This window comes from Microbacterium sp. NPDC007973, from assembly GCF_042958465.1.
Taxonomy (GTDB): Bacteria; Actinomycetota; Actinomycetes; order Actinomycetales; family Microbacteriaceae; genus Microbacterium; species Microbacterium galbum.
In genome coordinates, this window is the sequence record NZ_JBIBJJ010000001.1 from 355,088 (window position 1) to 378,956 (window position 23,869).

Annotated in this window: 34 protein-coding genes; 1 reads left to right on the forward strand and 33 read right to left on the reverse strand. The window is 69.4% G+C overall.

All coding sequences use genetic code 11. The annotated features are described in order from the left end of the window. Positions 1-25: 25 nt before the first annotated feature. Entirely contained in the window at positions 26-436 is a 411-nt protein-coding gene (locus tag ACFZA2_RS01770) for a DUF732 domain-containing protein (RefSeq protein ID WP_391399795.1), read from the forward strand. Here ACFZA2_RS01770 and ACFZA2_RS01775 read toward each other — a convergent pair. The 33 genes from ACFZA2_RS01775 to ACFZA2_RS01935 form a co-directional block, all read right to left on the reverse strand. Beyond that, complete coding sequence (locus tag ACFZA2_RS01775; RefSeq protein WP_391399797.1) at positions 433-1,116, reverse strand: hypothetical protein; 684 nt, start codon at positions 1,114-1,116, stop codon at positions 433-435. The two genes, ACFZA2_RS01770 and ACFZA2_RS01775, sit on opposite strands and share 4 nt — an antisense overlap. Next, positions 1,116-2,222 carry a hypothetical protein gene (locus tag ACFZA2_RS01780; RefSeq protein WP_391399800.1) on the reverse strand — a complete coding sequence of 369 codons (1,107 nt, stop codon included), beginning with the start codon at positions 2,220-2,222 and terminating at the stop codon, positions 1,116-1,118. Before ACFZA2_RS01780 ends, ACFZA2_RS01775 begins: the two co-directional genes overlap by 1 nt. A gap of 8 nt (positions 2,223-2,230) precedes the next feature. Next, positions 2,231-3,001, reverse strand: a complete 771-nt coding sequence (locus ACFZA2_RS01785) for a hypothetical protein (protein ID WP_391399802.1) — start codon at positions 2,999-3,001, stop codon at positions 2,231-2,233. Continuing rightward, positions 3,001-5,682, reverse strand: coding sequence for a phage tail tape measure protein (locus ACFZA2_RS01790; protein WP_391399805.1), 2,682 nt, complete (start codon positions 5,680-5,682; stop codon positions 3,001-3,003). The genes ACFZA2_RS01785 and ACFZA2_RS01790 overlap by 1 nt, the downstream gene beginning before the upstream one ends. Before the next feature lie 15 nt (positions 5,683-5,697). Next, positions 5,698-6,036 (reverse strand): hypothetical protein, encoded by a 339-nt coding sequence (locus ACFZA2_RS01795; protein WP_391399808.1) that lies wholly within the window; start codon positions 6,034-6,036, stop codon positions 5,698-5,700. Positions 6,037-6,062: 26 nt separating this feature from the next. After that, the gene (locus tag ACFZA2_RS01800) at positions 6,063-6,662 is read right to left on the reverse strand and encodes a hypothetical protein (protein WP_391399811.1); all 600 of its coding nucleotides are present in this window, start codon (positions 6,660-6,662) and stop codon (positions 6,063-6,065) included. A gap of 85 nt (positions 6,663-6,747) precedes the next feature. Then, positions 6,748-7,254, reverse strand: a complete 507-nt coding sequence (locus tag ACFZA2_RS01805) for a hypothetical protein (RefSeq protein WP_391399814.1) — start codon at positions 7,252-7,254, stop codon at positions 6,748-6,750. A 44-nt stretch (positions 7,255-7,298) separates the two neighbouring features. Further along, positions 7,299-7,502 (reverse strand): hypothetical protein, encoded by a 204-nt coding sequence (locus ACFZA2_RS01810; RefSeq protein WP_391399817.1) that lies wholly within the window; start codon positions 7,500-7,502, stop codon positions 7,299-7,301. Positions 7,503-7,513: 11 nt separating this feature from the next. After that, on the reverse strand, positions 7,514-7,918 hold the full coding sequence (locus ACFZA2_RS01815; protein ID WP_391399820.1) for a hypothetical protein: 405 nt from the start codon (positions 7,916-7,918) through the stop codon (positions 7,514-7,516). An 11-nt stretch (positions 7,919-7,929) separates the two neighbouring features. Next, positions 7,930-8,379, reverse strand: coding sequence for a hypothetical protein (locus tag ACFZA2_RS01820; protein ID WP_391399823.1), 450 nt, complete (start codon positions 8,377-8,379; stop codon positions 7,930-7,932). Further along, entirely contained in the window at positions 8,372-8,797 is a 426-nt protein-coding gene (locus ACFZA2_RS01825; RefSeq protein WP_391399826.1) for a DUF6093 family protein, read from the reverse strand. Before ACFZA2_RS01825 ends, ACFZA2_RS01820 begins: the two co-directional genes overlap by 8 nt. Further along, the gene (locus ACFZA2_RS01830) at positions 8,794-9,180 is read right to left on the reverse strand and encodes a hypothetical protein (protein ID WP_391399829.1); all 387 of its coding nucleotides are present in this window, start codon (positions 9,178-9,180) and stop codon (positions 8,794-8,796) included. Before ACFZA2_RS01830 ends, ACFZA2_RS01825 begins: the two co-directional genes overlap by 4 nt. 2 nt (positions 9,181-9,182) lie before the next feature. Next, complete coding sequence (locus ACFZA2_RS01835) at positions 9,183-9,557, reverse strand: hypothetical protein (protein ID WP_391399832.1); 375 nt, start codon at positions 9,555-9,557, stop codon at positions 9,183-9,185. Between the two features lie 69 nt (positions 9,558-9,626). Further along, positions 9,627-10,640, reverse strand: coding sequence for a major capsid protein (locus ACFZA2_RS01840; RefSeq protein ID WP_391399835.1), 1,014 nt, complete (start codon positions 10,638-10,640; stop codon positions 9,627-9,629). A gap of 12 nt (positions 10,641-10,652) precedes the next feature. Next, the gene (locus ACFZA2_RS01845) at positions 10,653-11,042 is read right to left on the reverse strand and encodes a hypothetical protein (RefSeq protein WP_391399837.1); all 390 of its coding nucleotides are present in this window, start codon (positions 11,040-11,042) and stop codon (positions 10,653-10,655) included. Between the two features lie 2 nt (positions 11,043-11,044). After that, positions 11,045-11,710, reverse strand: a complete 666-nt coding sequence (locus ACFZA2_RS01850) for a hypothetical protein (protein ID WP_391399840.1) — start codon at positions 11,708-11,710, stop codon at positions 11,045-11,047. A gap of 133 nt (positions 11,711-11,843) precedes the next feature. Continuing rightward, a complete protein-coding gene (locus tag ACFZA2_RS01855) occupies positions 11,844-13,133 on the reverse strand; it encodes a hypothetical protein (protein ID WP_391399842.1) in 1,290 nt (429 codons plus the stop codon). Further along, positions 13,114-14,532 carry a phage portal protein gene (locus ACFZA2_RS01860; protein ID WP_391399845.1) on the reverse strand — a complete coding sequence of 473 codons (1,419 nt, stop codon included), beginning with the start codon at positions 14,530-14,532 and terminating at the stop codon, positions 13,114-13,116. Before ACFZA2_RS01860 ends, ACFZA2_RS01855 begins: the two co-directional genes overlap by 20 nt. A 10-nt stretch (positions 14,533-14,542) precedes the next feature. Next, the gene (locus ACFZA2_RS01865) at positions 14,543-15,061 is read right to left on the reverse strand and encodes a terminase (protein WP_391399848.1); all 519 of its coding nucleotides are present in this window, start codon (positions 15,059-15,061) and stop codon (positions 14,543-14,545) included. Between the two features lie 148 nt (positions 15,062-15,209). After that, positions 15,210-16,268, reverse strand: coding sequence for a terminase (locus ACFZA2_RS01870; RefSeq protein WP_391399851.1), 1,059 nt, complete (start codon positions 16,266-16,268; stop codon positions 15,210-15,212). Next, positions 16,249-16,584, reverse strand: a complete 336-nt coding sequence (locus ACFZA2_RS01875) for a hypothetical protein (protein ID WP_391399853.1) — start codon at positions 16,582-16,584, stop codon at positions 16,249-16,251. Before ACFZA2_RS01875 ends, ACFZA2_RS01870 begins: the two co-directional genes overlap by 20 nt. 319 nt (positions 16,585-16,903) lie before the next feature. After that, the gene (locus ACFZA2_RS01880; RefSeq protein ID WP_391399856.1) at positions 16,904-17,146 is read right to left on the reverse strand and encodes a hypothetical protein; all 243 of its coding nucleotides are present in this window, start codon (positions 17,144-17,146) and stop codon (positions 16,904-16,906) included. 533 nt (positions 17,147-17,679) lie between these two features. Continuing rightward, positions 17,680-17,838, reverse strand: a complete 159-nt coding sequence (locus tag ACFZA2_RS01885) for a hypothetical protein (protein WP_391399859.1) — start codon at positions 17,836-17,838, stop codon at positions 17,680-17,682. Positions 17,839-18,488: 650 nt separating this feature from the next. After that, positions 18,489-18,836 (reverse strand): hypothetical protein, encoded by a 348-nt coding sequence (locus ACFZA2_RS01890; protein ID WP_391399862.1) that lies wholly within the window; start codon positions 18,834-18,836, stop codon positions 18,489-18,491. Between the two features lie 147 nt (positions 18,837-18,983). Then, positions 18,984-19,250 carry a hypothetical protein gene (locus tag ACFZA2_RS01895; protein ID WP_391399865.1) on the reverse strand — a complete coding sequence of 89 codons (267 nt, stop codon included), beginning with the start codon at positions 19,248-19,250 and terminating at the stop codon, positions 18,984-18,986. Further along, complete coding sequence (locus ACFZA2_RS01900) at positions 19,247-19,522, reverse strand: hypothetical protein (protein WP_391399868.1); 276 nt, start codon at positions 19,520-19,522, stop codon at positions 19,247-19,249. The genes ACFZA2_RS01895 and ACFZA2_RS01900 overlap by 4 nt, the downstream gene beginning before the upstream one ends. After that, positions 19,515-20,006: an HNH endonuclease gene (locus tag ACFZA2_RS01905; RefSeq protein ID WP_391399871.1), complete on the reverse strand. Its 492-nt coding sequence runs from the start codon at positions 20,004-20,006 to the stop codon at positions 19,515-19,517. The genes ACFZA2_RS01900 and ACFZA2_RS01905 overlap by 8 nt, the downstream gene beginning before the upstream one ends. Then, positions 20,003-20,635, reverse strand: a complete 633-nt coding sequence (locus ACFZA2_RS01910; protein ID WP_391399874.1) for a hypothetical protein — start codon at positions 20,633-20,635, stop codon at positions 20,003-20,005. The genes ACFZA2_RS01905 and ACFZA2_RS01910 overlap by 4 nt, the downstream gene beginning before the upstream one ends. Then, a complete protein-coding gene (locus ACFZA2_RS01915; RefSeq protein WP_391399877.1) occupies positions 20,632-22,350 on the reverse strand; it encodes a DNA cytosine methyltransferase in 1,719 nt (572 codons plus the stop codon). The genes ACFZA2_RS01910 and ACFZA2_RS01915 overlap by 4 nt, the downstream gene beginning before the upstream one ends. Then, positions 22,347-22,793 (reverse strand): hypothetical protein, encoded by a 447-nt coding sequence (locus tag ACFZA2_RS01920; protein WP_391399879.1) that lies wholly within the window; start codon positions 22,791-22,793, stop codon positions 22,347-22,349. The genes ACFZA2_RS01915 and ACFZA2_RS01920 overlap by 4 nt, the downstream gene beginning before the upstream one ends. Next, complete coding sequence (locus ACFZA2_RS01925) at positions 22,790-23,275, reverse strand: hypothetical protein (protein ID WP_391399882.1); 486 nt, start codon at positions 23,273-23,275, stop codon at positions 22,790-22,792. Before ACFZA2_RS01925 ends, ACFZA2_RS01920 begins: the two co-directional genes overlap by 4 nt. Continuing rightward, positions 23,272-23,637 (reverse strand): hypothetical protein, encoded by a 366-nt coding sequence (locus tag ACFZA2_RS01930; RefSeq protein WP_391399884.1) that lies wholly within the window; start codon positions 23,635-23,637, stop codon positions 23,272-23,274. The genes ACFZA2_RS01925 and ACFZA2_RS01930 overlap by 4 nt, the downstream gene beginning before the upstream one ends. Then, positions 23,634-23,867, reverse strand: a complete 234-nt coding sequence (locus ACFZA2_RS01935; protein ID WP_391399887.1) for a hypothetical protein — start codon at positions 23,865-23,867, stop codon at positions 23,634-23,636. The genes ACFZA2_RS01930 and ACFZA2_RS01935 overlap by 4 nt, the downstream gene beginning before the upstream one ends. Between the last annotated feature and the right edge of the window lie 2 nt (positions 23,868-23,869).

Genomic DNA, 23,869 nt, shown 5'->3' on the forward strand with positions numbered 1-23,869 from the left:
CGCGGAGATGGATAGGGTGAGCGGCATGAAACGTGGACTCGTCGCCGCTGGCGCCGTCGCCCTTCTGCTGCTCACCGGATGCACGAGCACGGTGACGTCGGAGACGGTCACGGTCACGCCGGGCGCGTCGGGTACGTTCAGCGATGGAGGCACCACCGTCGAGGTGCAGCCGCTCACCGCAGAGACGCCCACAGCGACTGACGAAGAGGCGGTGTTCCTCGGCGCCGTGCGCGCGAAGCTCCGCCCCGACAACGTCATCCCGAAAGCCACCGACGAGCAGCTACTCGCGGCGGGCCAGGAGGCGTGCGAAGCGCTCGCTTCGGGGACCTCAAGCGACAGCATCAGCGTCATCGAAGGGGAACCGACGAACGCGATGGGCGGCTACTCCGACAGCGCGACGATCGTCACGGCCGCGCGCGCTGCGCTCTGCGATTAGGGCACGACGCGACTGACGAGACCGCTCGCATCGGCGACGAGCGCACTCGGGAAGCTCCCGGGAATGTCAGCAGTAGGCACTGACGGAACACCTGAGACGCGGATGCCGGACGGCCCCACCGAGATCGAGCGCCCGCCGGCGACCATCGTCACCCCGGATCCGTTGAACACGACGAAGCGGTCCCCGTCGTATAGCCCGAGGAACCCGGTGCCCGCGTTCACGGACCGGCCGCCGCCGAAGTCAATTTGACCACCGTTGACGTCCGGGTTGATGGTCATGCCGCCAGCCTTGATCTTCCCGTCCTCGAGGATGACGTTCCCGACGGTGATCTTGCCCTCGACGATGAGCTCGGCGAGGAGGCGCGTCAGCCCCTCGATAGTTGTCTCACCGCGCAGTCGCGTCGCCGCGAGCACGTCGAGCGTGTTCGTGATCTCGACCGAACCGTCGAGCAGCGTCGGCCCCGACCAGGAGAAGGTCCCCTCGCCCTCCAGCCGCCCGGAGACGTACGCGACGCCGACGACCCTCATGTTCGAGTCGGTGATGAGCAGGGTCGAGTTCTCTCGGAACTCGGTGGTGCCGCGGGACACGGACGCCGACCGCAGGGGGTTGGCGCGGAGCAGCTGCTCGAGCTCCTCGATGCGTCGCAGCAGGTAGGAGTAGTTCGGGTCGTCGGTTGCCATCAGATGACCTGCACTTCCGGGGTGACGAAGTCGGGACGCGACCGCGAGTCGAAAGAGAACGACGTCAGGTAGAGCTGCTGCGTGAATGGGCGCTTGTACCCGTCGCCGGAGTACCGACTGTTCAGGCGAGTGCCGAGGCGGATCGCGCTGGGCGGTATTGCACCGGGTCCTTCCCCGACCCGCAGCGATCCGATGTCGTTCTGCAGGATGGACGAGCGGTTCCGCCGCAGTCGCGCGCGGGCGATGCTGTCGAGGTCGAGGTCCTCACCCACCTCGTTCTGCGCGACGTCGCGGACGGCCACGGCCGGGCCGGGCTCGGCGCCCGCCTCACCGAACGGGCGTCGCTTGTCGTACCCCTCGCCCTTGACGAACTGACCGGTGCGCATGTCTCGCCCGTACTCGTGCATGACGACGTCGCCAGCGGGAGACGTGCGCACCGACAGCGGAAGATCGACGGTGGGGCCGGGCACGAGGGGGTCGCCGACGATGACGTCCCAGCGGAGCCAGCCGCGCGCGTCGAGCTTCGGGATGAAGGCGAAGTCCGGGCCGCCTTCGAGCTTCTGGAAGAAGTCGATGATCTGCTGAGCGGTGCGCCAGTCCTCGTTCGGGAAGTCCCTCGAGTACCCGCCCGCCTCACCCAGGTACGGCAGGTCGACGGGGAGCAGCCACGACTGCCCCGGCTGAGGGAACGGGTCGCTCGTGACCCGGTTCACGACGTCGCTGATCGCGCCGCGCAGGCTGCGCCCGTACACGCCGAACGTGGTGCTGAAGTAGGACCCCACCCCGAACGGGTACCGGTCCTGCAGGAGCGTCTCCGGCGTCCACGTGTCACACGACAGCACCTGCCGTCGAGGCGACCAGTGCTTGTCGACGATGAAGCCGCCGTACTTCGGCTCCCCGTCCCACATCTCGCACAGCACATGCCGCCACGGGATCGTCGAGTCCTCCCACTGCTGCTGCGTGAATGCCGTGGTGAACGGGATGACCAGGTCGTGTTTCCCGCTCCCCCGCTGCGAAAGGTGCATGTCCCACCGGCCGGGCGCGTGCACCGGGATGCTGAGCGGGCTGCCGTCGAAGCCGTCGAACAGCTTGTAGGTGATCCGCACCGCGCCTCCTAGGGGACCCAGGTGTCAGCCCAGGAGATACGCACCTCGCACCCGTTCGTGACGACGAACGTGAACGCCCCGCGGGGGATGTCGATGCGGTCGGATCGGGTCACGCCCGTGGTCTGAGGTGCCCCGCCGACCTCGAGCAGACCGGTGTCGCCGTAGTATCGGTGAACGCTGCCCGCGGTGATCGCGCGAGTGACGACGACCGCGGACTCGCGTGGGCCGTACAGGACGTATCCCCCAGCGCTGTTACCGCGCACCTCGGCGATGACGGGAGCGGGGTAACCTCCGCGGTTGCGGACGGGCACCTCGACGCCCCACGCGGTCATCTGCGTCTCCGCGGCGTAGATGCGCTGGTCCGGTGCGCGGAAGCGGATCGTGAACGCTGCGGTGCCGGTGGCGCGTATGGGGGTGATGGACCAGCCAGCGCCGCGGCGGACGGTCGTCGTGCGCCAGCGGCCGAACTCGGTCCACACGAGCGGCGTGCGGTCGGTCTCCTCGGAGAGGATCGCTCCGAGCTCGTCGATCATGGTGCCGAGCTGCCACATGCTCGCGGCGATGATCAGGCCGCGGAAGGTGACGATGCGTGGGTCTTCGCGGCGGTTGTCGGTGTCGTGAGCGCCGGGTCCGAAGCCGCGTGGGGCGTTCTCAGCGACGACCTCGCCGCCGGAGAGCAGCCCATCCACCTCGGACACGTAGTAGCCCGGTTCGGGCCCGAAGCCGCCCTGGAGGCGGATGCCCTGCAGGGCGGCTTCGAATCGCGCGTCGACTTCCATCACAGGCCCCCTCGCGCGAACTTCCGGTCGAACTCGTCGCGCACCAGCTCCTTCACCTCCGACCGGGACATGCCCGTGTTGTAGAGGTTGAAGTCGCCGGTGGACAGCGACGGCCCCGCGGCCGTGACGGCGACCTGCGGCGCTGCGGATGCCTGCGGACGCTGCCAGGCACCGAGGCGGTGCCCGACCTCGTCGAGGATCTGAAGGTTCTTGTCCCGGTACGCCGGGTCGGGGCTGATGTACGCCTCCCACGGGAGGTGCCCCTCGGCGAACTTGTGGATCCCGCCCGCCTGGCCCGGGTAGATCCCGGACGCGAACCCGCCGGCGGCGAACGCCTTCGGCTTCGCCTTCTCGTAGAACCCGCCCGAGAAGTTCGAGCGCGCCGTCATCCCGTTGGGGAGGGTGATGCTCGAGATGCCCTCCGCGGTGATCCGCAGCGGGATCTGCCGCCCGGAGTTGAGCGTCACGAACCGATCCACGGCGCCCTGCGCCTCGGTGGCGTTCAGCTCCACCGCGGTGCTGATCTGCCCCGGGATGAGCCCGAGACGGTCGGCGTACGCCTGCGCCTCGTCACCCGTGATGCCGAACTGCTCCAGCATCTCCACGAGCCGCTGCCGGCCGTCGGAGATGATCTGGTTCGCGGCCTCCTGGTCCCCGGTCTGCTGGATCGTCGCGGCCGACCATTCGAGGGTCGCGCGGGCGAGCCCGTCAAGGTTCGCCTCGTTGTCGCGTCCCTGCTGGATGGTGCGATCGAGGGTGGACCCGTTCTCGTCGATCGACCCCTGGAGGTCGTCGAGCGCCTGCTCGAAGCCGCGCGCGGCGGCGTTCGTGTCCATTTGCGCGGACCCGAAGCCGCGGATCGTGTCGGCGAGCTTGCCGATGTCGGTCTCGGTCGACGACGCCTGACCGGCGAGCCCGGCGAGGGCGCGCTCGTTCGCGGCGGTCGCCGCCTCCGCCTCGGCGAGGGCGTCGGTGCTGCCGACCATGGCCTCGCGGTAGTCCGCGTGCCGGGTCTTCGATTCCCCGAGCTGGGTGTTCATGTCGTCGACGGCGCGCATTGCGTCCTGCAGGCCGATGTCGAACCCGCCGGTGGCGAAGGACGCGTCCTTGAACCGCTGCACGATTTCGGTCGCGGCCTTCCCGCCCGAGTAGAGCGCGTCGGTCAGTTCCTTCTGCGTGACGCCGGCCTTCGACGCCTGCTCGAACACGCCCTGGTCGGCGAGCTTCTTCGCGATCATGGCCCGCGTGTTCGCGGTGACCACACCGGTCGTCTCATCGAGGGTGTCGGAGAACTCCTGCGCCCCGGCGCGCATCTCCGCCTGACGCGAGATCGCGGCGCCGATGACGGCCCCGAGGGCTGCGAGGGCGATGCCGACGCCGACACTCTGCAGCGCGACGGTCTTCATCGAGATGCCCGCGGCCGACACGGTCGCGCGGTACTCGGCCCACTTCGGAATCGCGAGCATCGTCGCACCCGTGGACAGGGCCACGGCCGCCGCCGCGGCGCCGATGAGCAGCGTCGCTGTCTGCACCGGCTCCGGCACGTCGTTGTACATGTCGACGAGCGCGGAGAGCCCCTGCACCATCTGCCGGAGCACATCGTTCGCGCCGGACCCGGTCTGGATCAGCGCGGTGTCGAACGCCCCCCCGAGTGCCTCGACGTCGCCGGCGAGGTTGTCGAGTCGGGCGCGCGCGGTCTCCGCGGCGTAGCCGCTGTCGTCGACCGCGCGGGTCCACTCGTCGACGCCCTCCGCGCCCGCCTGGTACAGCGCGGTGGCGGCGGTGACCGTCTCCCGGCCGAAGATGATGCCGAGCGACGCGTCGCGGGATGCGCCGTCCATGCCCTTGTACGCGTTCGAGAGCTGCCCTGCGGCGTTCTGCAGCCCGAGGAAGTTCCCCTGGGCGTCGTACATCTGCAGGCCGAGGCGCTCGATCTCGCGACGGGCTTCCTTCGAAGGCGACGTCAGCGAGGACAGCACACCACGGAGGGACGTGCCGGCCTGCTCACCGATAATGCCCTGCTGCGCGAACAGCGCGAGCACACCGGTCGTCTCCTCGAGGGAGACGCCCATCGCCGCGGCGACGGGGCCGACGAACTTGAGGCCGTTGGCGAGGTCGTCAACGGAGCCCATGGCCTTGCCCGCGCCGGCGGCGAGCACGTCGGCGACGTGCGCCGCCTGTCCACCGTCGAGGCCGAACTGGTTCAGCGCGGTCGAAGTGATCTCCGCGGCGCGCGCAACGCCGAGCTCCCCGGCCGCGGCGAGGTCGAGGGACCCGCCGAGCGCGCCGGAGAGGATGTCAGCGGTCGAGACGCCGGCCTTCGCGAGCTCCTCGATCGCCGCGGCCGACTCCGTCGCGGAGTAGACCGTGGACTCCCCCGCCTCCAGCGCGGCATCCCGCAGGATCGCCATGCTGTCCGCGGACTCGTGCGTGGCGGCCTGGACGGACGACATCTGCTGGTCGAACTCGGAGAACCGGGACACCGCGACGCCGAGTCCGACGCCGATCGCTGCGCCCATGCCGACGGCGGAGGCGCCGATCGCGTTGAACGCGTCCCGCTTCTGCGAGAGCTTCTCGATCTCGCTGCCGGTCTTCGCGGTCTTCTGCGCGACCGCGTCCATCCCGGAGATGTACCCCTGCGCCTGGAGGTAAAGACTGACCTTCACAGACCGGTCGGCCATGGCACCTCCGTGGGGTTATCGGTCGCGCCGCACCACCCCGAAGATCCGGGCCCGTGACGGGTGCTCCTTGAAGTCGGCTTCCCGCTCCTCGATCGCCGCGAGCGCGTAGTCGCGCAGCACGGTCGGCTCGTACCAGTGGGTGCCGTGGGGGTTCGCCGGGTCGGCGAGGGGCGACGTCGTCTCCGACAGCGGCAGGCCGAGGGCGTTCAGACCGGCCTCGTACTCCTCAAGCGCGGCGAGCATGTCGTACTGCTCCTGGTCGAACTCCGGCTCACGCTCGATGCGGTAGCCGAGGTGCCCGTCGGCGGTGGGCTCCGGGACCATGTGGTCGACCGGGGCCCACCCCCACAGCACGCGTGGTGCTCGCCCGAGGGTCCGAGCTAGTCGGAGGTCTCGGAGGAGTCGGGGGTCGTCGGCGAGGCGGCTCCGAAAAAAGCGACGTCCATGCCGCCGGCCGCACGGTTCACCTCGATCACGGCGTTGGCGATGCGGTCGTGCTCGCCGTCGGTGATCGTCTTGTCGATGCGGAACCACTGCGCCGCGGTGATGTCCTTGAGCTCGCCGTCCTTCTTGGACACGAACTTCGCGCTGTTCTTCGCGGCGTGCATGAAGAACTTGGTGGGGTCGTAGACCTCCTGGCGGCCCTTGCGGGGCGGGCAGGACAGCATCCACTGGTTGTAGGTCACGCGGTCGACGCCGAAGATGCGCAGCACGATCGACTTCGACGCGATGCGCTGCTCGATCTCGTGCACGGCGGCGTTCGCGGCATCGAGGTCCCGCTTCGCCTTGGCGATGCCACCGTCACTCGCCATCGGTGCGTCGGGGCTCAGCTTGCCCGCAGAGGCGTGAGCGCGGGCGGCGTCCTGGACCTTCTTCATGGCCTGGTCGCGCTCGGCGAGCAGGGTGAGGTCGAGGCAGATGGCGACGTCCTTCTCGGGGAGGCGTCGTTCGTCGAGCAGGTCGTCCAGTTCGTCGGACATGAGGGGTTCCTTCCACGTTTCGCCACGGGTGCCACGGTGAACCGGTGGGGGCCGCCCGTGGCAGCGGTCCCCACCGGGGTCTGGGTCAGGCGACGAGCTTGTGCAGCCCGGTCCACTCGCCGCGGACGAACGCCTTCTGCTGGATGCGGTCGAGCGCGTTGTCCTCCATCGGGACGACGTTCTGCTCGCCCATGAGGACGGGGACGGCCTCGTACCAGTCGCCGATCGCGAAGTCGTCGTCGTCCTCGTTCTTCTGCAGGAAGTGCACGAGGATCAGCGACGTGCCCTCTTCGAGCTCGATGCGGGCGACGTCGGAGGTCGGGTCCTCGAGGTTGAAGGTGTACTGCAGCATCAGCTGCCGGCTCTTCGCGCCGGGGATCTCGAAGTCCTGCGACGAGCAGTACGGCTGATGTGCGACGGACGCCTGCTCCTTCGTGGGGGCCCAGCCGCCGGAGCGGGTGAGGTAGCACGAGATGTTGATCGCGCTGTCGATGTCGGACATCTTGAGGGCGTTCAGGTTGGCCGCGGTCTGGATGGCGACGACGCGGCGGGTGCCCATGCTCGGCACCGCGGTGGGGGTGGTCAGGGACATGTCTTCTCCTTGCTGGTGCCACGGGGCGGAAAGGGTGGGTGCGGTTACTCCGCGGTCTCGCTGGTGCGCTTCGCGCTCGCCTTCGGGCGGGGGCCCTTGACGTTGTGTCGGGGCGCGCGGGGTGCGTTCGCCTCGGGCCACTTCTCGGGGTCGAGCGGTTCGTGCTTGTCGGTGTCGACGCGGTGCGACAGGACGTCGTACTCGTGGCCGGTGGCCTTGTCGCGCACACGCGTGTACTTGTGGCCCATCGGGGCACCTCCTACGCGGGGATCGAACGCAGCACGAAGCGGTTCACCGCGATGTGCTTCGGGGGCGTCACGTCTCGGTCGAGGGTGACGGGCTGACTGCCGGCGGGTTCCATGCGGAAGCACCGGCGGCCGGGGATGGTCGGCTTGAACTGGAGCAGCTGTGCGAGCACGCGTCCGGCGCGCCAGGTGGCTTCCCAGTCGGTGTTGCCGACGCTGTGGATGGTGAAGGTGACCTCGACGTCGCTGATGGTGTCGACGTAGTTGTGCGCGGCGTACACCCCGGTGTCGTGGTGTACGTTGACGAACTGCTCGGGGTCGCCCGTCACGTCGCCCTCAAAGACGGTGTCCGCCAGCTCGGGGTCCTCGCGCAGGCGGGCGGTCACCGCGTCGACGTGCGCCTCGATGAGAGTGCGCACCTGATTCGGGCTCACAGGAGCCCTGCCGCACGGTGCGTGTCGTCGACGGCCTTCGTGACGCCGCGTTCGAGCTCGTCCTGGTGGGCTTGGAGAGCGCCATGCATGATGCCCTGCGGCGGGTTCTTCACCGACCCGTACTCGATGAGATTGCCGAGCGCGCCCTGCGGCCGCTCCTTGTCGGGGCCGATCTCCACCTCCAGGTCGTACGTGCCGCGACCGCCGATGAACGCGCCGAGCGCGCCGCCGCCGTGCGCATCACCGACGAAGTCGTAGGTGATCGACCCGGGGAAGCGGGGCGCGTGCGCGAGCCCTGCCGCGTTCTCGCGGGCGGTGTCGCGGATCGCGACGGCCGTCACCTCGAGGGCGGGGCGGAGGTACTCGGCGGAGACGTGGCCGGCGTTGCGGAGGTCGACCGCGAGGCGGCTGAAGTCGCTCGCGTCGATCCCGAAGTCGTCAGGCATGCGAGGTCACCTCCACGGGGAGCCGGCGGGCGGTGGAGTGCGTCTGCACGTGCCCGTCGCGGACGCGGAACTCGGTCCCGACGGACTTCGGGTCCCACGGGTTCGCGGTGAGCGTCCCGACGTCGTCGACGTGCACGTCCGAGGAAGTGCCCGCGACGATGTCGGGGTGCTCGGCGATTGGCAGCCACAGCCGCATCTGCCGGTCGGTGACCTGCTGACCTGCGGCGTCCTGGTCCTGCGGCTGGGCTCCGTCGGCGCGCAGCCGGGCGGGGCCCTCGTAGATCAGCGACCAGGTGTACTCCTCGCGGCCCGTCTGCGGGTTGCGGGTCTTCGTCGCGCTGCGCCGACGGATGCGCACCGTCGACTGCATCAGCGACTCCGCGACTGCGCGGCCACGTTCAAGCACGCCGGGGTTCACGTCTGCCCCAGGCGGATCGAGAACGCCCCGCGGCGGCGCCGTGGGAGCAGCTTTCCGATCTCCGCGTCGGTGACGTAGATCGAGCCGGTCGGGTCGGCCTTGTCGCGTCGGCGGTCCTCGCGGTAGTCGTCGAGCGCGACGGACTCGGAGGACCATCCCTCCGGGTTCAGCAGGTAGCGGCGCACCATCTCCGCGACGGTGGAGACGTAGACGCTCCGCCACCGCTCGTCGTCGACGGGCTCGGTGACGCCGCGGAGGCTGAGCTGCAGGATGAGCTCGGCCTCCGCGTCACCGATGCGCGTCTCAGCGACGGAGGTCTCGGCTGGCGTGAGCGGGCGCCACCGGGCCGCGATGTCGTCCGCGGTGACGTCCGGCCACGCCATGCTCACTCCACCGGGATGCCTGCGCCCTTGAGCGCCTCGATGATGTCGGTCTTGGTCGCGCGGGCGGGGATGTCGATCTCGAACCCCTTGACCTTCGCGGCCGCGGCGCCGTACGCCCGCCAGGCGTCCGCACCGGACCCGGCACCACCGCGAGGGGGCAGGGTGGGCATCGTCGCGTCAGACGAGCCGGTGGCGTCGCTGGCGACCTCTTCCGGGGCGTTGTCGCTCTCCGTGGTGTCGGAGTGCGCGGCGGCGCGGACGTGGTCGCCGACCTCGACGCCCTTCGGAATGGTGTCGCCGGCGCGGAGGATGATCGGCTGCCCGGTCTCCCCCACTGCGACGACGACGCCGTCGAGGTCGTCACGGATTTTCGCCATGCTGTTGTCCTTCCGTGGGAGCGGGGCCCGGCGCGTGATGCGTCAGGCCCCGCTCGTTCGGTGCTCGGGTCAGAGGACCTTGGCCGCGAGGCTGAGGTTCGCGTTCGCGAGCACGGGGAGGGCGATGGCGTCCGAGATGACCTCGGCGATCATCGGGGGCTTCTCGCCCCGGTAGACGCCCGCGACGATGCCGGGCTGCTCCGACTCCTCGATGCCGTACCGCTCGTCGGTCGACGTGAGGGTCTGACCCCAGAACGTCGCGCCGAGCTCGGTGTCCTCCCACGCGTCGGTCTCGACCGGCGCGGGCAGGAGGATCAGCTTCGTGTCGTCGAGCACCTTTCCCGAGCGGGTGCGGCGGTCGTACTTGACGATCTGCGGCAGGCCGGCGCCGGTGATGATGTCGCGCACGTCGGTCTCCGTCGACGCGCGGGACGCACCGTTGTTGAGCTGCACGCGGAACTGGTCGCCCGACGACAGGGCCGTGAACACCTTCGAGGACATGAGGATCGAGCCGGGCTCGACACCGTTGGTGTCCAGGTAGATGTCGCGCAGCGCCTGCAGGTAGGCGAGGCGGTCGACGTTGCTCGCGGACCAGAGGCTGGCCGCGGTGACGTCGTGCTCCGACTTGCGGCCGAAGGCGTCGTCGGCGCCGAGCTCGGGGATCGTGGCCTTGCCGGTGGCGAGGACGATGCCGCGGAGGCGCTCGACGCGATCGGCGACGGCCTGCACGACCTGACGCGCGGTCGCGAGGATGGAGGCCTCGAGCTGCGTGTCGGGGGCGTTGCGGGTGCGGAGCTGCTCGTACTCGGAGATGGGGATCTCCTGGCCGACGGCGGCGAGCTCGAGGATGGTGCGCTTGCGCGGGGTGCGGGCGCCCTTCTCGATCTCGGCGTCGAAGGCGCGGAACTGCGCCTCCTCGACCAGTCCGGCCTCACCGGCGAAGAAGCGCACGACGATGTCGGCGACCTCGCGGTTCGGCAGGAAGCGAGCCAGGGTGCCCCGGCTCTGCTCGTACTCCTCGAGGGAGCGGCGGATGTACCCGGTCAGCGTGGCCGGGTCGACCAGGTCGGTCCAGAGTGCCATGGTCTACTCCCTTCAGACGTACTTGATGAGCGAAGCGAGCTTCGCGGCGGCGGGCTTGGCGAAGTTGCTGTAGAACGCCGCGATCTTCGCGACCTTCACACGACCGTGGTCGAGCAGCGGGACACCGAAGTCCTTGTCGTCGACGACGACCTGGTCGGTGAGGATGTGCCCCTCGAGGACACCGGCGCCGGCCGTGGTGCCGGCCGTGGTGTCGTAGGGGACGAGCAGGCCGCCGACGAGGGCGACGGGCGTGCCCGAGCGGATGAACCCCTCGGGGTAGTGGGTGCTCTTGGTGAAGGCCGAGATGTCGAGGATCTCGGTCCGGGCGTTCCGGATGCCGTGGCTGGAGTCGAGCCACGACATGTCACCGGAGCCGTAGGTCTCCTGGCGGAGCTTGGGCATGATCAGTCCTTTCCAGACTTGTTCTTGGAGTGCTTCTCGTCGTAGAGGTCACGTCCCGACTGGACGCTGCCGCCGGTGGCGTTGGTGTCGCGGTTGCCCTGTCCGGGGATGGGGCGGCGCCGCGGCTCGGTGGTCTCGACGGCGGTCGAGTTGTCCTCGACCCACTGCTTCAGCGCCTCGGTGTCGACGTTCTTGCCGTCCTGGCTGACGAGCGTCTTCCGGTCGAGGGCGAAGAGCTTCGAGGCGGGGACCGTGCGTCCTTCGAGCGCCTTGTCGAGCTGGTCGCCGACGCGTTCGAGGGCGAGCTCGAGACGGTCCGCGGCGCGGGCCTCCTCGATGCGCTTGTCGACGTCCTCCTGGGAGAGGGGCGTCGGCTTGCCGTCGTCGTCCTTCGGCTTCGGCGCGTTGGCGGCGCGGAACTTCTCGGCGTCGGTCTTGTACGCGTCGTAGTCCGGGAACTTCGCGCGCTCCTCCTCGCGGGCCTTCTGCTCGGCGCGGCGTGCCCGTTCGGACACGATGCGATCGAGCTCCTCCTGCGACTCGGGAGCCTTGAACTCCTTCGGCGCTCCTCCCCCGGCTCCGTTCTCCCCGTCGAAGTAGCGGAGGAAGGGGCGGTGGTAGGCCGGAGCGAAGGAGCAGCCGAGCTGACCGAATGCGTTGCGCTTCATGGTGGGATGTGACCTTCCGTTTATCGGGCCCGTCGGCCGCCGTTTAAGGCCCGTCGGCCATGCCGCGAAACGCTCGCGTAGCGCCTCCACCGGATGCGGTGGGAAGAAGGATGAGCGACGCCGGTCGACGTCTTCAGATGAGTCCGAGCGACCGCGCGAGACGCCGCACGGACCGCGGCGTGCCACGCTCAGAGAGCCGGCGCACCTCGCGCGCCAGATCCTGCTCGAGCTCGACGAGCCGGGTCGCGGTCGCGGGAATCGGCGCCGCGAACACATCGGCGCTGCTGAGCCCGACACCACGCGGGACGTTCCCGGTGGTGCGGGCGTACTGGAGGCGGTAGTTCGCGTCGTACAGGCGACGCTCGGCCGCGGTCATCGTCGCCCGGTTCAGCGGGTCCCGCTGGCCGATCTGCGCGGCATCGAACCGTGACGCGCGGCGCGTGGTGGCCGTCCGACCGCCGATCGTGACCGTGCCCCTGCCGCGACCCGCAGCGAGGATCTGCGCGTCCGTGCGCACGCCGGGCGCGCGCGCGACGGTCACCTGCCCGCGGTCGAGGATGTACCCCTCCCGCTGCATCAGCCGGATCGCGTTCGTGCGCGTCCCGGCGACGCGGTAGATGTCGTCGACGGTCATCCGCGACGGGGTGCCGTAGCGGGCGGCGCCCTTCGCCGTGGCGAGGCCGCGCTGGTTGATGTTTACGACGCGGTAGATGTCGGCGCCGTCGCGGATCGCGCGCGCCTGCGACCGTCCGAAGGTGCGCTCCTGCGCCTCGGGGGTCATCGAGCGGAACGTCTCGTACGGGTCGACTCTCATGTCGCCGGCGACCGACTCGGACGCGGGGATGTGCTGGCAGTCGCAGCGCGGGTGCCGGCGGAAGCCCTCGTTCCACCGGTACCAGCGGCCCGCGAGGATGATGCACCGAGAGCACGACGGCGGGTTCAGCATCCGCGTGTAGCCGTTCAGGGTGGGCCGCTGGATTATGTCGGCGCCGTAGACCTCGCGGCGGGTGTCGGCGAGGAGCGTGAGCGTCGCCATGCTCATCCACCGCGAGCCCTGCGCGAGCGCGGCATCCGGGGTCAGCCCGCGGGCGACGGCCGATTTCGTGTCGTACACCGCGCCGTCGAGGAGCGCGCCGACGTCGCGTCCGTCGGGCGCCGAGCGGAGGAACGCCGCCGGAGCGAGAGTGCCCACCGCGTCGTCGATCTGACCGGTCTCGGCCAGCGCCGCGGCCGTGTAGCCGAGTGCGTTCACGACGGCGGCGGTGCGGCCCTTCTCGACGAGGTCGAGCGTCTGCGGTCGGATACGCGCCCACGCGGTATCGAAGTCGTCGTCCATCCGGCCCCACAGGGCGACCGCGGCGGCCGCGGTGGTCGTCGAGATGCCCTGCTGGATGCGGTACTGCTCAGCCGCCGATACCAGCACCGTTCACAGCTCCGCCCTCCGCGCGCGACGCGGCGTCCTGCAGCGCCCGGCTCGCGGCCTCGATCTGCGGGTCGGTGGTGACGTTCGCGTCCCAGTCCGCCATCCGCTCCTGCTGGATGTCGGTGTACCCGAGGTCCTGACGGGCCTGCTCGATCGGGAGGATCGACCTGCCCGCGTTGTCCTTCGTGGTGACGAGCTTCATGATCGCGTCGGCCTTCTGTGCCACGGTCGGGGTCGACGGGTCGCGCCAGATCGTCTCGATCTGCTTCGGTCGTGCGTCGTCCTCGCGGCCCATGTTCATCAGGACGAGGCGCTGCACCTGCTCCCACCGGGTCGACAGGGTCCGCTGCTTCCGCTCGGCGCGCTTCACCAGCTGCGCCTCCGACGCACGTATTGCGTCGGCCGACGGCGGGTTGTCGCCCTGGAATAGCAGGTAGTCCGCGGGGATGCCGAGCTGCATCGCGACGATCTGCATGATCAGCTTGATCGACTCGTGGAAGTTCGACAGCGACGCCTCGGGGAACTGCCCGAACTTCGCATCCTTGTTCTCGGTCGACCACATGCGGCCGGCGATCATCGAGTACGTGTCGAGCGCCTCGCCGGTCTCGTCGACGAAGTCGTCCTCGTTCAGCCCGGTCGCGAAGCGTCGCGGGAGGGCGTGGAACTCGGCCGACACCATCATGTCGGAGGCGAGCTTGTTCAGCGCGTCGAGGGGGCTGACGATCGGGTGGAACACGGAGCGTCCGAGCCGCTGGTCGAATTTCCCGGGCCGGTTGCGGCCGAGGATGCGCGGGTCGTTCATCAGGGGCACGAGGGAGCAGAGGTTGTTGCCGTTGTCGTCCTCGCGGGAGTCCTCGATCCACGTGCCGCGCTGGAGCCGCCAGGTGATCCACCCGTTCTGGTGGTGGAAGGTCATCCACCGGGTCTTGTCGAGGTCGGTCCACCGCTTCACGCCGTGCTTCACGCGCTTCGTGCGCGGGTCGTCCTCGTGGATCGCGTCGAACGCAGACTCGAGGGTGATGACGGGGGCGTCGTCGTCCGACTCCCCCGGGCCGACGGTGGCGTACGCGCGGCCGAGCGCGAGGCTCTCGCGGTGCCCCTGCTGGGACAGGTCGGGGCCGTCGTTCTCATGCCACACGTCCCACAGCTCGTCATCGGCCTCGGCGCCGCGGCCAATGCGGAATCCCTCGACGTCGAGCCGGTTGTCGTAGACGTCGACGGCGAAGAGGGCGAGGTTCAGCACGATCGGCGAGAGACGGTAGCCGAGCTCCTGCTGGAGGACCGGGGCGAGGAACTTGAGAGGCTGCTCACCCTCAAAGTAGAGGTCGTTCTTCTCGAGCATCGGCTTCTGCCGGTTGATCGCTCGGGACAGTCGCAGCGCCTCGTCCAGTTCCGTCACGGCAGCTCTCCTATCTGCTGCGCCAGACGCGCACCTTGGCTCTCGGTTTCGGGGGTGTCCAGCCAGCGGCGAGCGAGTCGCGCACGGCGGCGTTCGCGAGGATCGAGCACATGGCGAGGTCGATCTTCTGCGTCTCGTTCGGCTTCCCGAGGATGTACTTCTGACCGGGCTTCGCGACCTTCTTCGCGTTGCCCATGTGCAGTTCGGTGATAGGGCACCCGTCCTGCGTGATTCGCCCGTTCGCGAGGTCCGCCTCGAACCGGCGGATCTCGTCGTACATACGGGAGACGGAGTTGGTGGGCCACTCAACGACGTGCTCGTCGCCGTGGCGGAGCGCCCACGTCTCGATGTCGGTGTTCCAGTCCTCCGGGTCGCAGTACATGCGCACGACGGTGAACCGGGCGAACAGCTCGTCGACGGCTGCGTCGACCTCACCGTGCGGGATGCGGTCGCCATGCTGCTTCGGGTCCCAGAACGACGGCCGATCTTGGTCGGGACCCCAGCGAGGCGTGAAGGCGAAGCCGGTCATGGTCTGCGCGCGGAGACCTGTCCAGTCGTTGTTGATCGAGCCGTCGAGCTAGAACCCGATGCAGATGGCAGTGCCATCCGGCGGGTTCGGCAACCACGGTCGCTTCGTCGCCTGCATCGGGGACCTCCTTACCTGCCCACAGGGGCGATCATGCGGCTACGCGGCCCAGCGATGCGTACGCGCCTTCCCAGGCGCCTTCGGGGAGCCACGTACCCATGCCGCGCACGAGCTTGTTCCCGTAGAACCGTTCGGCCTGGGCGGGGTCACGCTCGAGCAACTCAGCGGCGAGCGCTTCGATGTCGTCGAGGTCCACGTGGTCGGCGCCGGCGTACACGTAGGCGTGGATCTTGCGGCGCTCGCGCTTGTTCTTGTAGCTGAGGTTGGCGGGCGGCTGGCGGAAGAACTTGAAGAGGTCGGTGACGCGCGACTCGAAGGTGCTGCGCGCGGTCGACTCCTCGGCCGGGTCCCAGGCGTTGGTGAGCTCGAACCCGCGGCCGCCCATGGCGGTGGTTCCTCGCACCATGGTGTCGGCAACCTTCACGAGGCCGTTGGCCTTCGTGTAGATGCCGGTCTCGTCCTGGATGAAGCCGGTGGTCGGGTTGCCGAGTCGTGACAGGGCGCTCGACGTCACCTTGTCGATGCGCCCGTCATCACCGATGCGTACGAACGACTCGCCAGCGCGTACGCGCTCCGAGAGTGGGCCGTTCTTGATCATCTGCAGCATCGGCTGCCAGGTGTTGTCCACCTGGTCGTCCGACGTCGCCATGAGCTGCACGAGAGGCGTCGGCCACGGCATCCCCATGGGCTCGCCCGGCTCGTACTCGTACACGAAACCGCAGTCGCACGCGTAGGTCTGGCAGTCGAACGTCTCGCCCCCACCCGCCCATCCGGCGAACAGGTCGGGACCGAGCGCCATCGTGAGCGCCTTCGACGCCGCCCAAGGCGACTTCCCGATCTTCTGCGGACCAACCACCAGCGACCGCCGGTTCTCGAACGCCTGCGCCTTGACGGGGTTCTCCGGACGCCACGGCGTCCGCGGGCGCACACGAGCGTGGTTCGCGGTACACCAGAGTTGCCAGTCCGCCTCGACGAACGGCTCCCCCTTGTGGAAGCCGTCGGGGATTGGGCAGTGCCACGAAACCCACGACGACTGCAGGAAACCCAGCGTCGGGAAGTCGATGACGAACTCAGCTGTCGGGTCCGACATCCTCCACTGCCCTCAACCTTCTGCGCGGGTCGGGGATCACTTTCCGCTTCGCCTCAGTGGTGGCTGACACCGCAGCCGACGAGGTCGAAACCGGTGCCGCCGACGTCGAGATCCGATACCCGGCTGCGAGCAGCGCGGTGTGCGTGATGAGCAGCGCATTCTGCTGCTGCAGGAGCAGCGTTCGCCGCGCCGCGGTGATGCCGAGCTCTTCCGCCTCGCAGAAGGTCCGGACGTACATTCCGACCTCATCGATCGACCCCTGCTCTTCCCACACGACAGCCTGCGGACGCTTCCACTGGCGACGCCAGACGACCATCTCCCGCGCCGTCGCCTTCGTCAGCGGCCATGCCGGTGCCGCTCCCTTCCTCTGCCGAGGCAGCGTCCGGATGAGCCCAGCTTCGATCCGTACTGCTTCTCGAAGCGAGCCCGCATCAGGAGCCGGACCAGACCCAGCGCGCGCACCACCACGGGGCATCCCGACCACCTCCCGGTGAAATCTTTGAACCCGCTCGCGGCCTTTGCCACCTCCCCGGCGGTCCTGGCTGGTGGGGGCCTCGGGGGGCCTCCCCCCACCCCCTGAGGGGTCACCTCAGGGCGGGTCAGGGGGTGTCCGTGGGGGGTGCTGTGCGGCTGTCTCAGGGCGTGTGGTGCGTGGTGTGTGCGATGTGGTCTTCGAGGGCCTGTGCGCGCGCCACCCACTGTGTGTGGCCTTGGCGTAGGCCGGGGAGTCGCTCGGTGAGGTCGCGTCCTCTGTCCGTGTGCTCTCGGTCGTGGTCACTCATGTCGGCGTACTCGGTGAGCTGGGACTCGAACATGGCGACGAGCATGCGTGCGGTGACGAGTTGCTTGGCGGGGTCACGCTCTGGTGCTGTGCTCATGGGGTCCCCCTTCACCTGTGTGCGGTGCGGCCGCCTTCGCTTCGGTTGCAGGCGGTGTGCTCGGGTCCGCGGTAGCTGCGACGGTCCGGAGTGTGTCCGAGGTCCCACGGTTCCCCGGGGTGGATGAACGGGTCGTGGGGGCGTTGGCAGTTGGGGTTCGCGCAGCGGACTTTCCCGGTGGCGACTTCGGTTTCCCATGCCGCCCGGGTGCGTTCGTGATCGGGGCCGTACCCGCGTTGCTGTCGTGTCCCTCGGCGTTGCTCTTGCTCGCGCTGGTGGGTGGGGCAGCGTGTGCCGGTGGTGAGGGTAGGGCAGCCGGGGTGGGCGCAGACCTTGCGGGCCATCAGACGCGCCCGTCCGTGTCGACGTTCCCCTCCGTGGGGCGAGGCTCAGGCGTGGGGAGCGCGCAGCCGGCGTCGTCGCATCGGCAGGTCATTAGGGCTGCTCGAGCTCGGGGTCGCAGCACAGCGCGGCGGCGAGCGGGCTCGAGTAGCGGGACCCGCAGGTCGTGCACTCCGGCATGTCCGCGGCGTTCATACGATCCCCCGGGCGACGAGAGCCGCCATGATCTCGGCGCCGGTGACGAGGCCGAACCCGCGCGGTAGCTTCCCATACGCTCGGGTCGGGGTCTTCGGGATGTGGATGAAGCGGATGCCAGCGCGTTTGCGGGCCTTGCGAGCTGCGTTGCTCATGTGGTGGCCTCCGTGCGGGGGTGGGAGCGGGGCGGGTCCGGCTCGGGGTGGCGACGCGGGCTGGTTACCGCAGCACCCGAAGTTGTCGAAAGGCCCGCCCCGCGCGAAGGAGCCCGAGGCGTTGCTTGTCGCTATGGCCATCGGGGGCCATTCATCCGGGGCGGCTCGGGTGTCTGGGGGAAGGCAGAAGGCCGGACTGCACGAGCACGTCCCCTCGGGATGAGGTGGGGGTCGACGCTCAGCGGTCCGGCCTTCGTAGTCCTGCGTGGGAGGCGCTCCATCACCGCCAGGACTTGCCGATATTGAACATAGGGTCTGTCACGTGGTCAAAGTCAACTTCTAGTCTCAGATCGTCTCGGGCGGGGCGTGGGGAGTCCTGCGGCGTGGTCTGCGCGGAGCGCGGCGAGGCAGTCGACGCAGGTGACGAGCGACCAGTCCCGGGCGGGTGTGGACTTGCGGCCGCAGTGGCCCCGGCCTGGTTCGTGGCCGGGGCCGTGCTGGTCATCCTTCGCCACCGGGCTCCCGTTCACTCGGTTGAGGATGGACGGGACAGTCGCGCGGGCGGACGCCGCACACGCAGACGACTGTCGCGTGCGCGGGGCATCCGCACCACGCATGCGAGCAGTCCCACATGCATCGGCAGCGGTAGCTCATGACGGATCACTCGATTCGGGCACCTTGCCGCACGCTATGCATTGCCCGATCCGGCATCCGTAGTCCGCCCAGTCGGTCTCCTCGGTCGCGGGCACGTGGCCGCGCTTGGTGTCCTCGCACCCCACCCATTGCATGTGCAGCGCAGGCGTTCGGCGATGCTTCTCGTACGCCTCGGGGCGGATGCCCATCAGGTCTAGCTCTCGGTCACGCCAATCGGCCCAGCGATGGTGCGCGAACTCGTGCTCGATCTCTCGGTATTCGTACCCGCCCTCGATAGCGCACATCGTGATGCCCTGGCGCTTGAGCGACTCGGGAGTCTCGCCACAGTTCAGGCACTCAGCCACGGTCTGCACCCCCATCCGCGTGGTCTACGTAGGCGGCGTGGTTGCGGCGTTGCGGGCACTCCATGAGGCATCCGCAATCGCACCCGTCCCAGCAGCATTCGCAGTAGAACAGGAAGCGAAGTAGCCGCTCCATCGGGTGAATTCCCATCACAGGCCCCCATTCGGGTGGTTGGTGGTCCCGAGCTTGCGGTTGCGGGCTCGAGTTGCGCGCGCCAGGCTGGTGCGCCGCTGCTCCTGGTTGCGGAGCGCGATGGACGCAGCGGCTGCCTCGGCGCGGCGGGTGCCCTCGTGCACCATGAGTCGGGCGGTGACCAGCTCGCGCTCGTAGGTGGGTAGAGTCTGCACCTCCCGCAGCATCGCGTGGATGGGTTCGTCCTCAGTGGCGTGGATCTCGAAGACGGTCTGGACGCTCATGGGGTCTCCTTCTCGGTACTGGGTGTCCATCGGCCGGCGTCGGCTCGGCGGACGGTGGGGCGGAGGGCGAGGTCGGCGCGGAGGATGCTGCGCCAGTGGGCGAGGAGCACGTCCTCACGGACGACGCGGACCCGCTGGCCTTCGCGGATCCCCCACCCCATGCGCATGCCCTTCTTCCGCCACCGCCAGAGGGTGCGGACGGAGCGGCGGACTCGGGCGGCGGCTTCGCGGTAGGTGAGCAGTGGGGTGCCGTCCTCGTCGAGGTCAGCCATCGGGGTCAACCTCGAAGAGCGGGCGGGCGCCGTTGACCTCGTCGTCGCGTGCCTTCGCTCGGGCGTCGTGCTCCGCCTTGCGTCCCGCGATCTGCGCCTTCGTCACCTCGACGTGGCAGGGACGGCAGAGGGTCTCGAGGTTGTCCTGGTGGTTCCAGCACCCCCACCCGTACCCCTTCCCGACGCGGGGCTCGATGTGGTTCACCTCGAGGATGGAGCGGAGGTTGTGGTCGACGTCGTCGGGGCGGCCGCACTTCACGCACTTGTGGCCGTCGCGACGCTTCGCCGCCTTCCTCGCCACGTTCCAGTCGTGATGCGGTGCCTCCACCCGTGAGCACTCGAACGAGCACCACCGCTTCTGGCGGCCGGTGAGGGCCTTCCCGCAGTGGTCGCACGCCCCCGCGGTGTTGCGGTGCGGCAGGAGCACATCCGCCAGCGAGCACGGTTCGGTCTGCGGCCAGGGTGCGGTGTCGAGGGCGCTCACTGCGTCACCTCCGCCGGCGGGCGCCACTCCGGCAGGGTGACGATCGCGGCGCGGCTGGGGAGCAGGTCGGCGTCGTACCGTTCGCCGCAGACGATGCACTGCTCGGTGTGCTCCACCTGACCGTCCCGCCCGATGGACCATTCCGCGTAGACGGCTGCGTCGGGTTCGCCGCAGAGGAGGCATTGGCGGGTGTGGGTGCGGAGGCGGCGGGGTTCGATGCGGTAGCGGGCGAGGAGCCGGCGGATGAGGTCGAACAGGTGGTCCGCTGCGATGTCGGCTGCGTCGCTCGGGGTGAGCTGGGCGATGCGTTCCTCGTTGCCGGTCAGCCACGCGGCGATCGTGTAGGCCGCGTCCCCTGCTTCGTTCCACGCCTGGGAGGCGCGGAGGCGGGCGGTGAGGGCGTGGGGGGCGGGGCGGATGGCGAGGGCGATCTCGTTGCCGTAGGCGGTGAGGGCGTCCCAGAGGGTGTCGGCGTCGACCATCGCGTCGAGGCGGAAGGGGACGGTCTGTTCGCGGCTGGTGTCGACGCGATCGCGGTCGTAGACGGCGGCGCCGAGCATCACCATGCTGTCCCGGAGGTGGGCGATGATGACGGGCGTCTGCGACAGCAGGTAGGCGTAGGCGGTCATGCGAGCACCGCCAGGAGGAACTCGGCGACGGCGTGGCCGAGGTCGCGCGCGGCGGGCGGGGTGACGGCGTTCCCGGCCTGCTTGACCTTGTCTCGCTTCGACCCGACGAGGTGATAGTCGGCGGCGAAGCCCATGCCGAGCTGGATCTCGTGGGGCTCGAGCATGCGGAAGCCGGCGTCGTCGACGTCGAGGCTGATCGGCGCGCCCGGCTCGAGCAGAGACTGATGCCCGCCCGTGGTGAGGGTGCGCAGCGGCTCCGTGGCCGGGGTCGTCATCTCGGCGCCGCCCAGGTTGTTCCGCATCACGAGCGCGTGATGGTTGCCCTCAGCGCTCACCGTGTCGATCGGGTGCGTCGTCGGCTTCGCGACGCCGTGGTTGCGGAGCGGGACAACGAGACCTGCGCTGTCGACCGTCGTGACCGTGCCCATCGGATCGGTCGTCGGCCGCGAGGTGCCCTTCGAGTAGTACGGGACGAGCAGGCCAGTCTCGTTGCGCGTCGACTGCGTGCGCAGGGGCTCGGCGGTCGACGCCGCGCTCTTGCCGTCGCGGCCCTCGACAGGTACCAGCAGCGCCTGGCCAGCGCCGTCGGCGACGACCGTCGGCAGCGCCTTGGCGAGCGTCTGCGTCCGGTCGCGCTCACGGAACTGCGCGAGGAACGCCGGCGGCATCGCGAGGCCGTGCTCAGCGGTGCCCGTCTGCGCCGGGATGGGCGCGTCGAGGTCGCTGACGCGCAGGTAGCCCGAACCGGTCGTGACGCCGTCGTAGGTGTTCCCCGCGGCCTTCGCGATGATCGGCGCCCAGTGGCGTTCGATGCCGCGGCGGATGCGCTCACGCGTCTTCTCGGCGAGGGGCTTCGCGCGGTCGCCGATGCGCGGTGCGGGCAGCGACCAGTCGATGATCGACTCGGCGGCCAGCCACCCGGGCTCGATTGGCGTCCAGCACGTCGGGCAGCGGTAGACGTACTGCGCGCGGTAGCGGCCCCACGACTCCTTCTTCTTGAACGCCTGGACGGCCTGCACCTCGCCGTGCTCTGCGCACAACGCCATCGGCCGGGTCCACTTCCCGACGTCGGGGCCCTGGCGGTCCTTCGACACGAGATCCTCGCGCCACATCACGACGTACATGCGGTCCCGGGACTGCGGCGCGGGCAGCCCGCCGATCTGCGCGTGCATGCTGTTCAGCCACACGAGCTGCATCCGGTAGCCGAGCGCGCGCATCGCCATCTGCCACGCGTCGAACTGGTCCCACCGGTACGCGTCGACGACGTTCTCGAGGATGATCGCCATGTACCGGTGGTGCTCGGCGAAGCGGGGAATGTCCCACATCGTGGCGCGCGAGCGGTTCGCGGCCTCGTCGGGCAGTGGGCGGGTGCCGTCGAGCTCGAACAGTGCCTGGTCCTGCTGACGCTGGCGCTTGACGCCCTTCGCGATCGAGTGGTTCGTGCACTCCGGCGACCCCCAAAGGACGTGCGTCTTCGGGAAGTAGGCCGGGTTCACCTGCGAGATGTCGGCCTGCGAGTGGTCCGTGTCGGGGTGGTTGATCTGGTGCGACTCGATCGCGAGCGCCCAGTGGTTCGCGGCGATGACGACGCGGTAGCCCGCCTCGACGAGACCCGACGACGAGCCGCCGGCACCGCAGAACAGGTCGGTGACGGTGAGGCCGTTCCAGGGCACGGTAGGGCGCGCGTATCCGGCCGGCGAGACGATCGCGCTCACGAGAGCCCTCCCGCCTGGTGGGCTTCTACCTGCAGCATGACGGTGGCCCAGGCGATGAGCGCCGCGACCATCGGCTCCCAGGCGTCACGTTCACGGATGCCGTCGAAGACGCCGAGGAGGCCGGGGTTGTCACGGTTGAGGGTCATGCTGACGATGAGCTCGACGTCTCGTTCTGCGGGGGTGGCGTCGGGAGAGGCGGCGGGGGCGAAAATGACCTCGCGGCCCGTCATCGCCCGGACGCGGGCTGCGGCGCGGTGCTGCACGTCGGAGCCGAGGGAGGCGATGGCGGTGACGAAGGCGTCCTCCCCCAGGCTGTCGCCGGTGGCGTTGTGGTCCTCTGCCCAGGCGTGGATGCCCTGGAGGTCGGCCTGGAGGAGCAGGTTGGCGAGGGTGGCGACGCACGCGTTCGTCCAGGGGGCGGTGGAGCAGTAGTCGCCGTTCACGATCGCGTCCCGTCCTGAATCGGGGCGCACTTGGCGCCGTCGCGGTTCTTGAGGCACGTGCCGTTCGGGTCGTGCACGTGGTCGTGCGTTGCGAGGGCGTCGATGCTGCCGCGGCCGTCCCAGGTGAAGATCTCCGTCTGGTGGCAGCGGTGAGTGCACGGGACCATCTGGTCGCGGGTGTCCATCGTCTGGCCGTCGCAGTTCCGGCACTTCCCGTCGCGGCATTCGGGGTGGATGGCCCAGTCGATGTCGAAGCCGTGAGCGACGGTGGTGTGAGTGCGGGCGGCGAGGTCGACGATGCAGGTGTCGCGCGCCTGAGCGAGCACCTCGGCGATCTCCTGGATGAAGTCGGCGGCCTCCCTCATCGTGAGCGAGGTGGTGGCCTGTGCCCCGGTCAGCGGGTCGGCGACGGTGATCTGCACGTCGTACTGGTCGCCGAGCTCGACGCTCGCGACCGTGGTGGGGATGTCTCTCTGGATCACAGTCCCAGCCCCTCTCGGATATCCGGGCGGATGAACACGCGTTCGTCGATGCCAGCAGGTCCGTACCCCGGCACGGCCGGGACAGTTTCGGAATCGAGAAGACCTTCCATGAGCGCCGCCGTACGGGCGTCGTAGGCGGCGTCCTCGAACCCATTCGTTCCGGGCAGGCTGGCCAGCGCGATGAGGTTGGCGATGCGCTGCTGCTCGACGAAAGCGAGCGTCGCGTGCACCTGCGCCAGCGCGATGTTCTCACTGACGGTCGGCTCATCCCGCGGAGTGGTCGTCACCTCATCGTCGAATGCGTTCTCGGCGGCGCGAACGAACTCGCGCGCCCAGCCGACGTGGTCGATTCGTTCAGTCATGCCTTCGTCTCCTCGTCTTCGAGTCCGAGTTCGATGCGCACCTGGCGGCGCAGGTCGTTCTTCCGGGCGACGCGGGCGCGCGCCTCGGGGGTGGCGGAGCGGTTGGCGGTGTCGTGCGCGAGCGCGGACTGGCTCATGCGGAGCGCGTTGAGGCGGTTCGCGAGCCACAGTTCGCGGGCGATGTCGGCGAGCAGATCGACGATCCGCGGGCCCTTGCTGGTGGGTGCCATGG

Excerpts from the sequence above, each read along its gene's own strand:
- ACFZA2_RS01835 (WP_391399832.1), bottom strand. The coding sequence starts at position 9,557 with ATGGCGAAAATCCGTGACGACCTCGACGGCGTCGTCGTCGCAGTGGGG.
- ACFZA2_RS01880 (WP_391399856.1), bottom strand. The coding sequence starts at position 17,146 with ATGAGCACAGCACCAGAGCGTGACCCCGCCAAGCAACTCGTCACCGCA.
- ACFZA2_RS01840 (WP_391399835.1), bottom strand. The coding sequence starts at position 10,640 with ATGGCACTCTGGACCGACCTGGTCGACCCGGCCACGCTGACCGGGTAC.
- ACFZA2_RS01810 (WP_391399817.1), bottom strand. The coding sequence starts at position 7,502 with ATGGGCCACAAGTACACGCGTGTGCGCGACAAGGCCACCGGCCACGAG.
- ACFZA2_RS01770 (WP_391399795.1), top strand. The coding sequence starts at position 26 with ATGAAACGTGGACTCGTCGCCGCTGGCGCCGTCGCCCTTCTGCTGCTC.
- ACFZA2_RS01885 (WP_391399859.1), bottom strand. The coding sequence starts at position 17,838 with ATGAGCAACGCAGCTCGCAAGGCCCGCAAACGCGCTGGCATCCGCTTC.
- ACFZA2_RS01900 (WP_391399868.1), bottom strand. The coding sequence starts at position 19,522 with ATGGCTGACCTCGACGAGGACGGCACCCCACTGCTCACCTACCGCGAA.
- ACFZA2_RS01910 (WP_391399874.1), bottom strand. The coding sequence starts at position 20,635 with ATGACCGCCTACGCCTACCTGCTGTCGCAGACGCCCGTCATCATCGCC.
- ACFZA2_RS01805 (WP_391399814.1), bottom strand. The coding sequence starts at position 7,254 with ATGTCCCTGACCACCCCCACCGCGGTGCCGAGCATGGGCACCCGCCGC.
- ACFZA2_RS01830 (WP_391399829.1), bottom strand. The coding sequence starts at position 9,180 with ATGGCGTGGCCGGACGTCACCGCGGACGACATCGCGGCCCGGTGGCGC.
- ACFZA2_RS01800 (WP_391399811.1), bottom strand. The coding sequence starts at position 6,662 with ATGTCCGACGAACTGGACGACCTGCTCGACGAACGACGCCTCCCCGAG.
- ACFZA2_RS01785 (WP_391399802.1), bottom strand. The coding sequence starts at position 3,001 with ATGGAAGTCGACGCGCGATTCGAAGCCGCCCTGCAGGGCATCCGCCTC.
- ACFZA2_RS01895 (WP_391399865.1), bottom strand. The coding sequence starts at position 19,250 with ATGAGCGTCCAGACCGTCTTCGAGATCCACGCCACTGAGGACGAACCC.
- ACFZA2_RS01865 (WP_391399848.1), bottom strand. The coding sequence starts at position 15,061 with ATGACCGGCTTCGCCTTCACGCCTCGCTGGGGTCCCGACCAAGATCGG.
- ACFZA2_RS01875 (WP_391399853.1), bottom strand. The coding sequence starts at position 16,584 with ATGGTCGTCTGGCGTCGCCAGTGGAAGCGTCCGCAGGCTGTCGTGTGG.
- ACFZA2_RS01775 (WP_391399797.1), bottom strand. The coding sequence starts at position 1,116 with ATGGCAACCGACGACCCGAACTACTCCTACCTGCTGCGACGCATCGAG.
- ACFZA2_RS01870 (WP_391399851.1), bottom strand. The coding sequence starts at position 16,268 with ATGTCGGACCCGACAGCTGAGTTCGTCATCGACTTCCCGACGCTGGGT.
- ACFZA2_RS01820 (WP_391399823.1), bottom strand. The coding sequence starts at position 8,379 with ATGCCTGACGACTTCGGGATCGACGCGAGCGACTTCAGCCGCCTCGCG.
- ACFZA2_RS01935 (WP_391399887.1), bottom strand. The coding sequence starts at position 23,867 with ATGGCACCCACCAGCAAGGGCCCGCGGATCGTCGATCTGCTCGCCGAC.
- ACFZA2_RS01850 (WP_391399840.1), bottom strand. The coding sequence starts at position 11,710 with ATGAAGCGCAACGCATTCGGTCAGCTCGGCTGCTCCTTCGCTCCGGCC.
- ACFZA2_RS01845 (WP_391399837.1), bottom strand. The coding sequence starts at position 11,042 with ATGCCCAAGCTCCGCCAGGAGACCTACGGCTCCGGTGACATGTCGTGG.
- ACFZA2_RS01930 (WP_391399884.1), bottom strand. The coding sequence starts at position 23,637 with ATGACTGAACGAATCGACCACGTCGGCTGGGCGCGCGAGTTCGTTCGC.
- ACFZA2_RS01790 (WP_391399805.1), bottom strand. The coding sequence starts at position 5,682 with ATGGCCGACCGGTCTGTGAAGGTCAGTCTTTACCTCCAGGCGCAGGGG.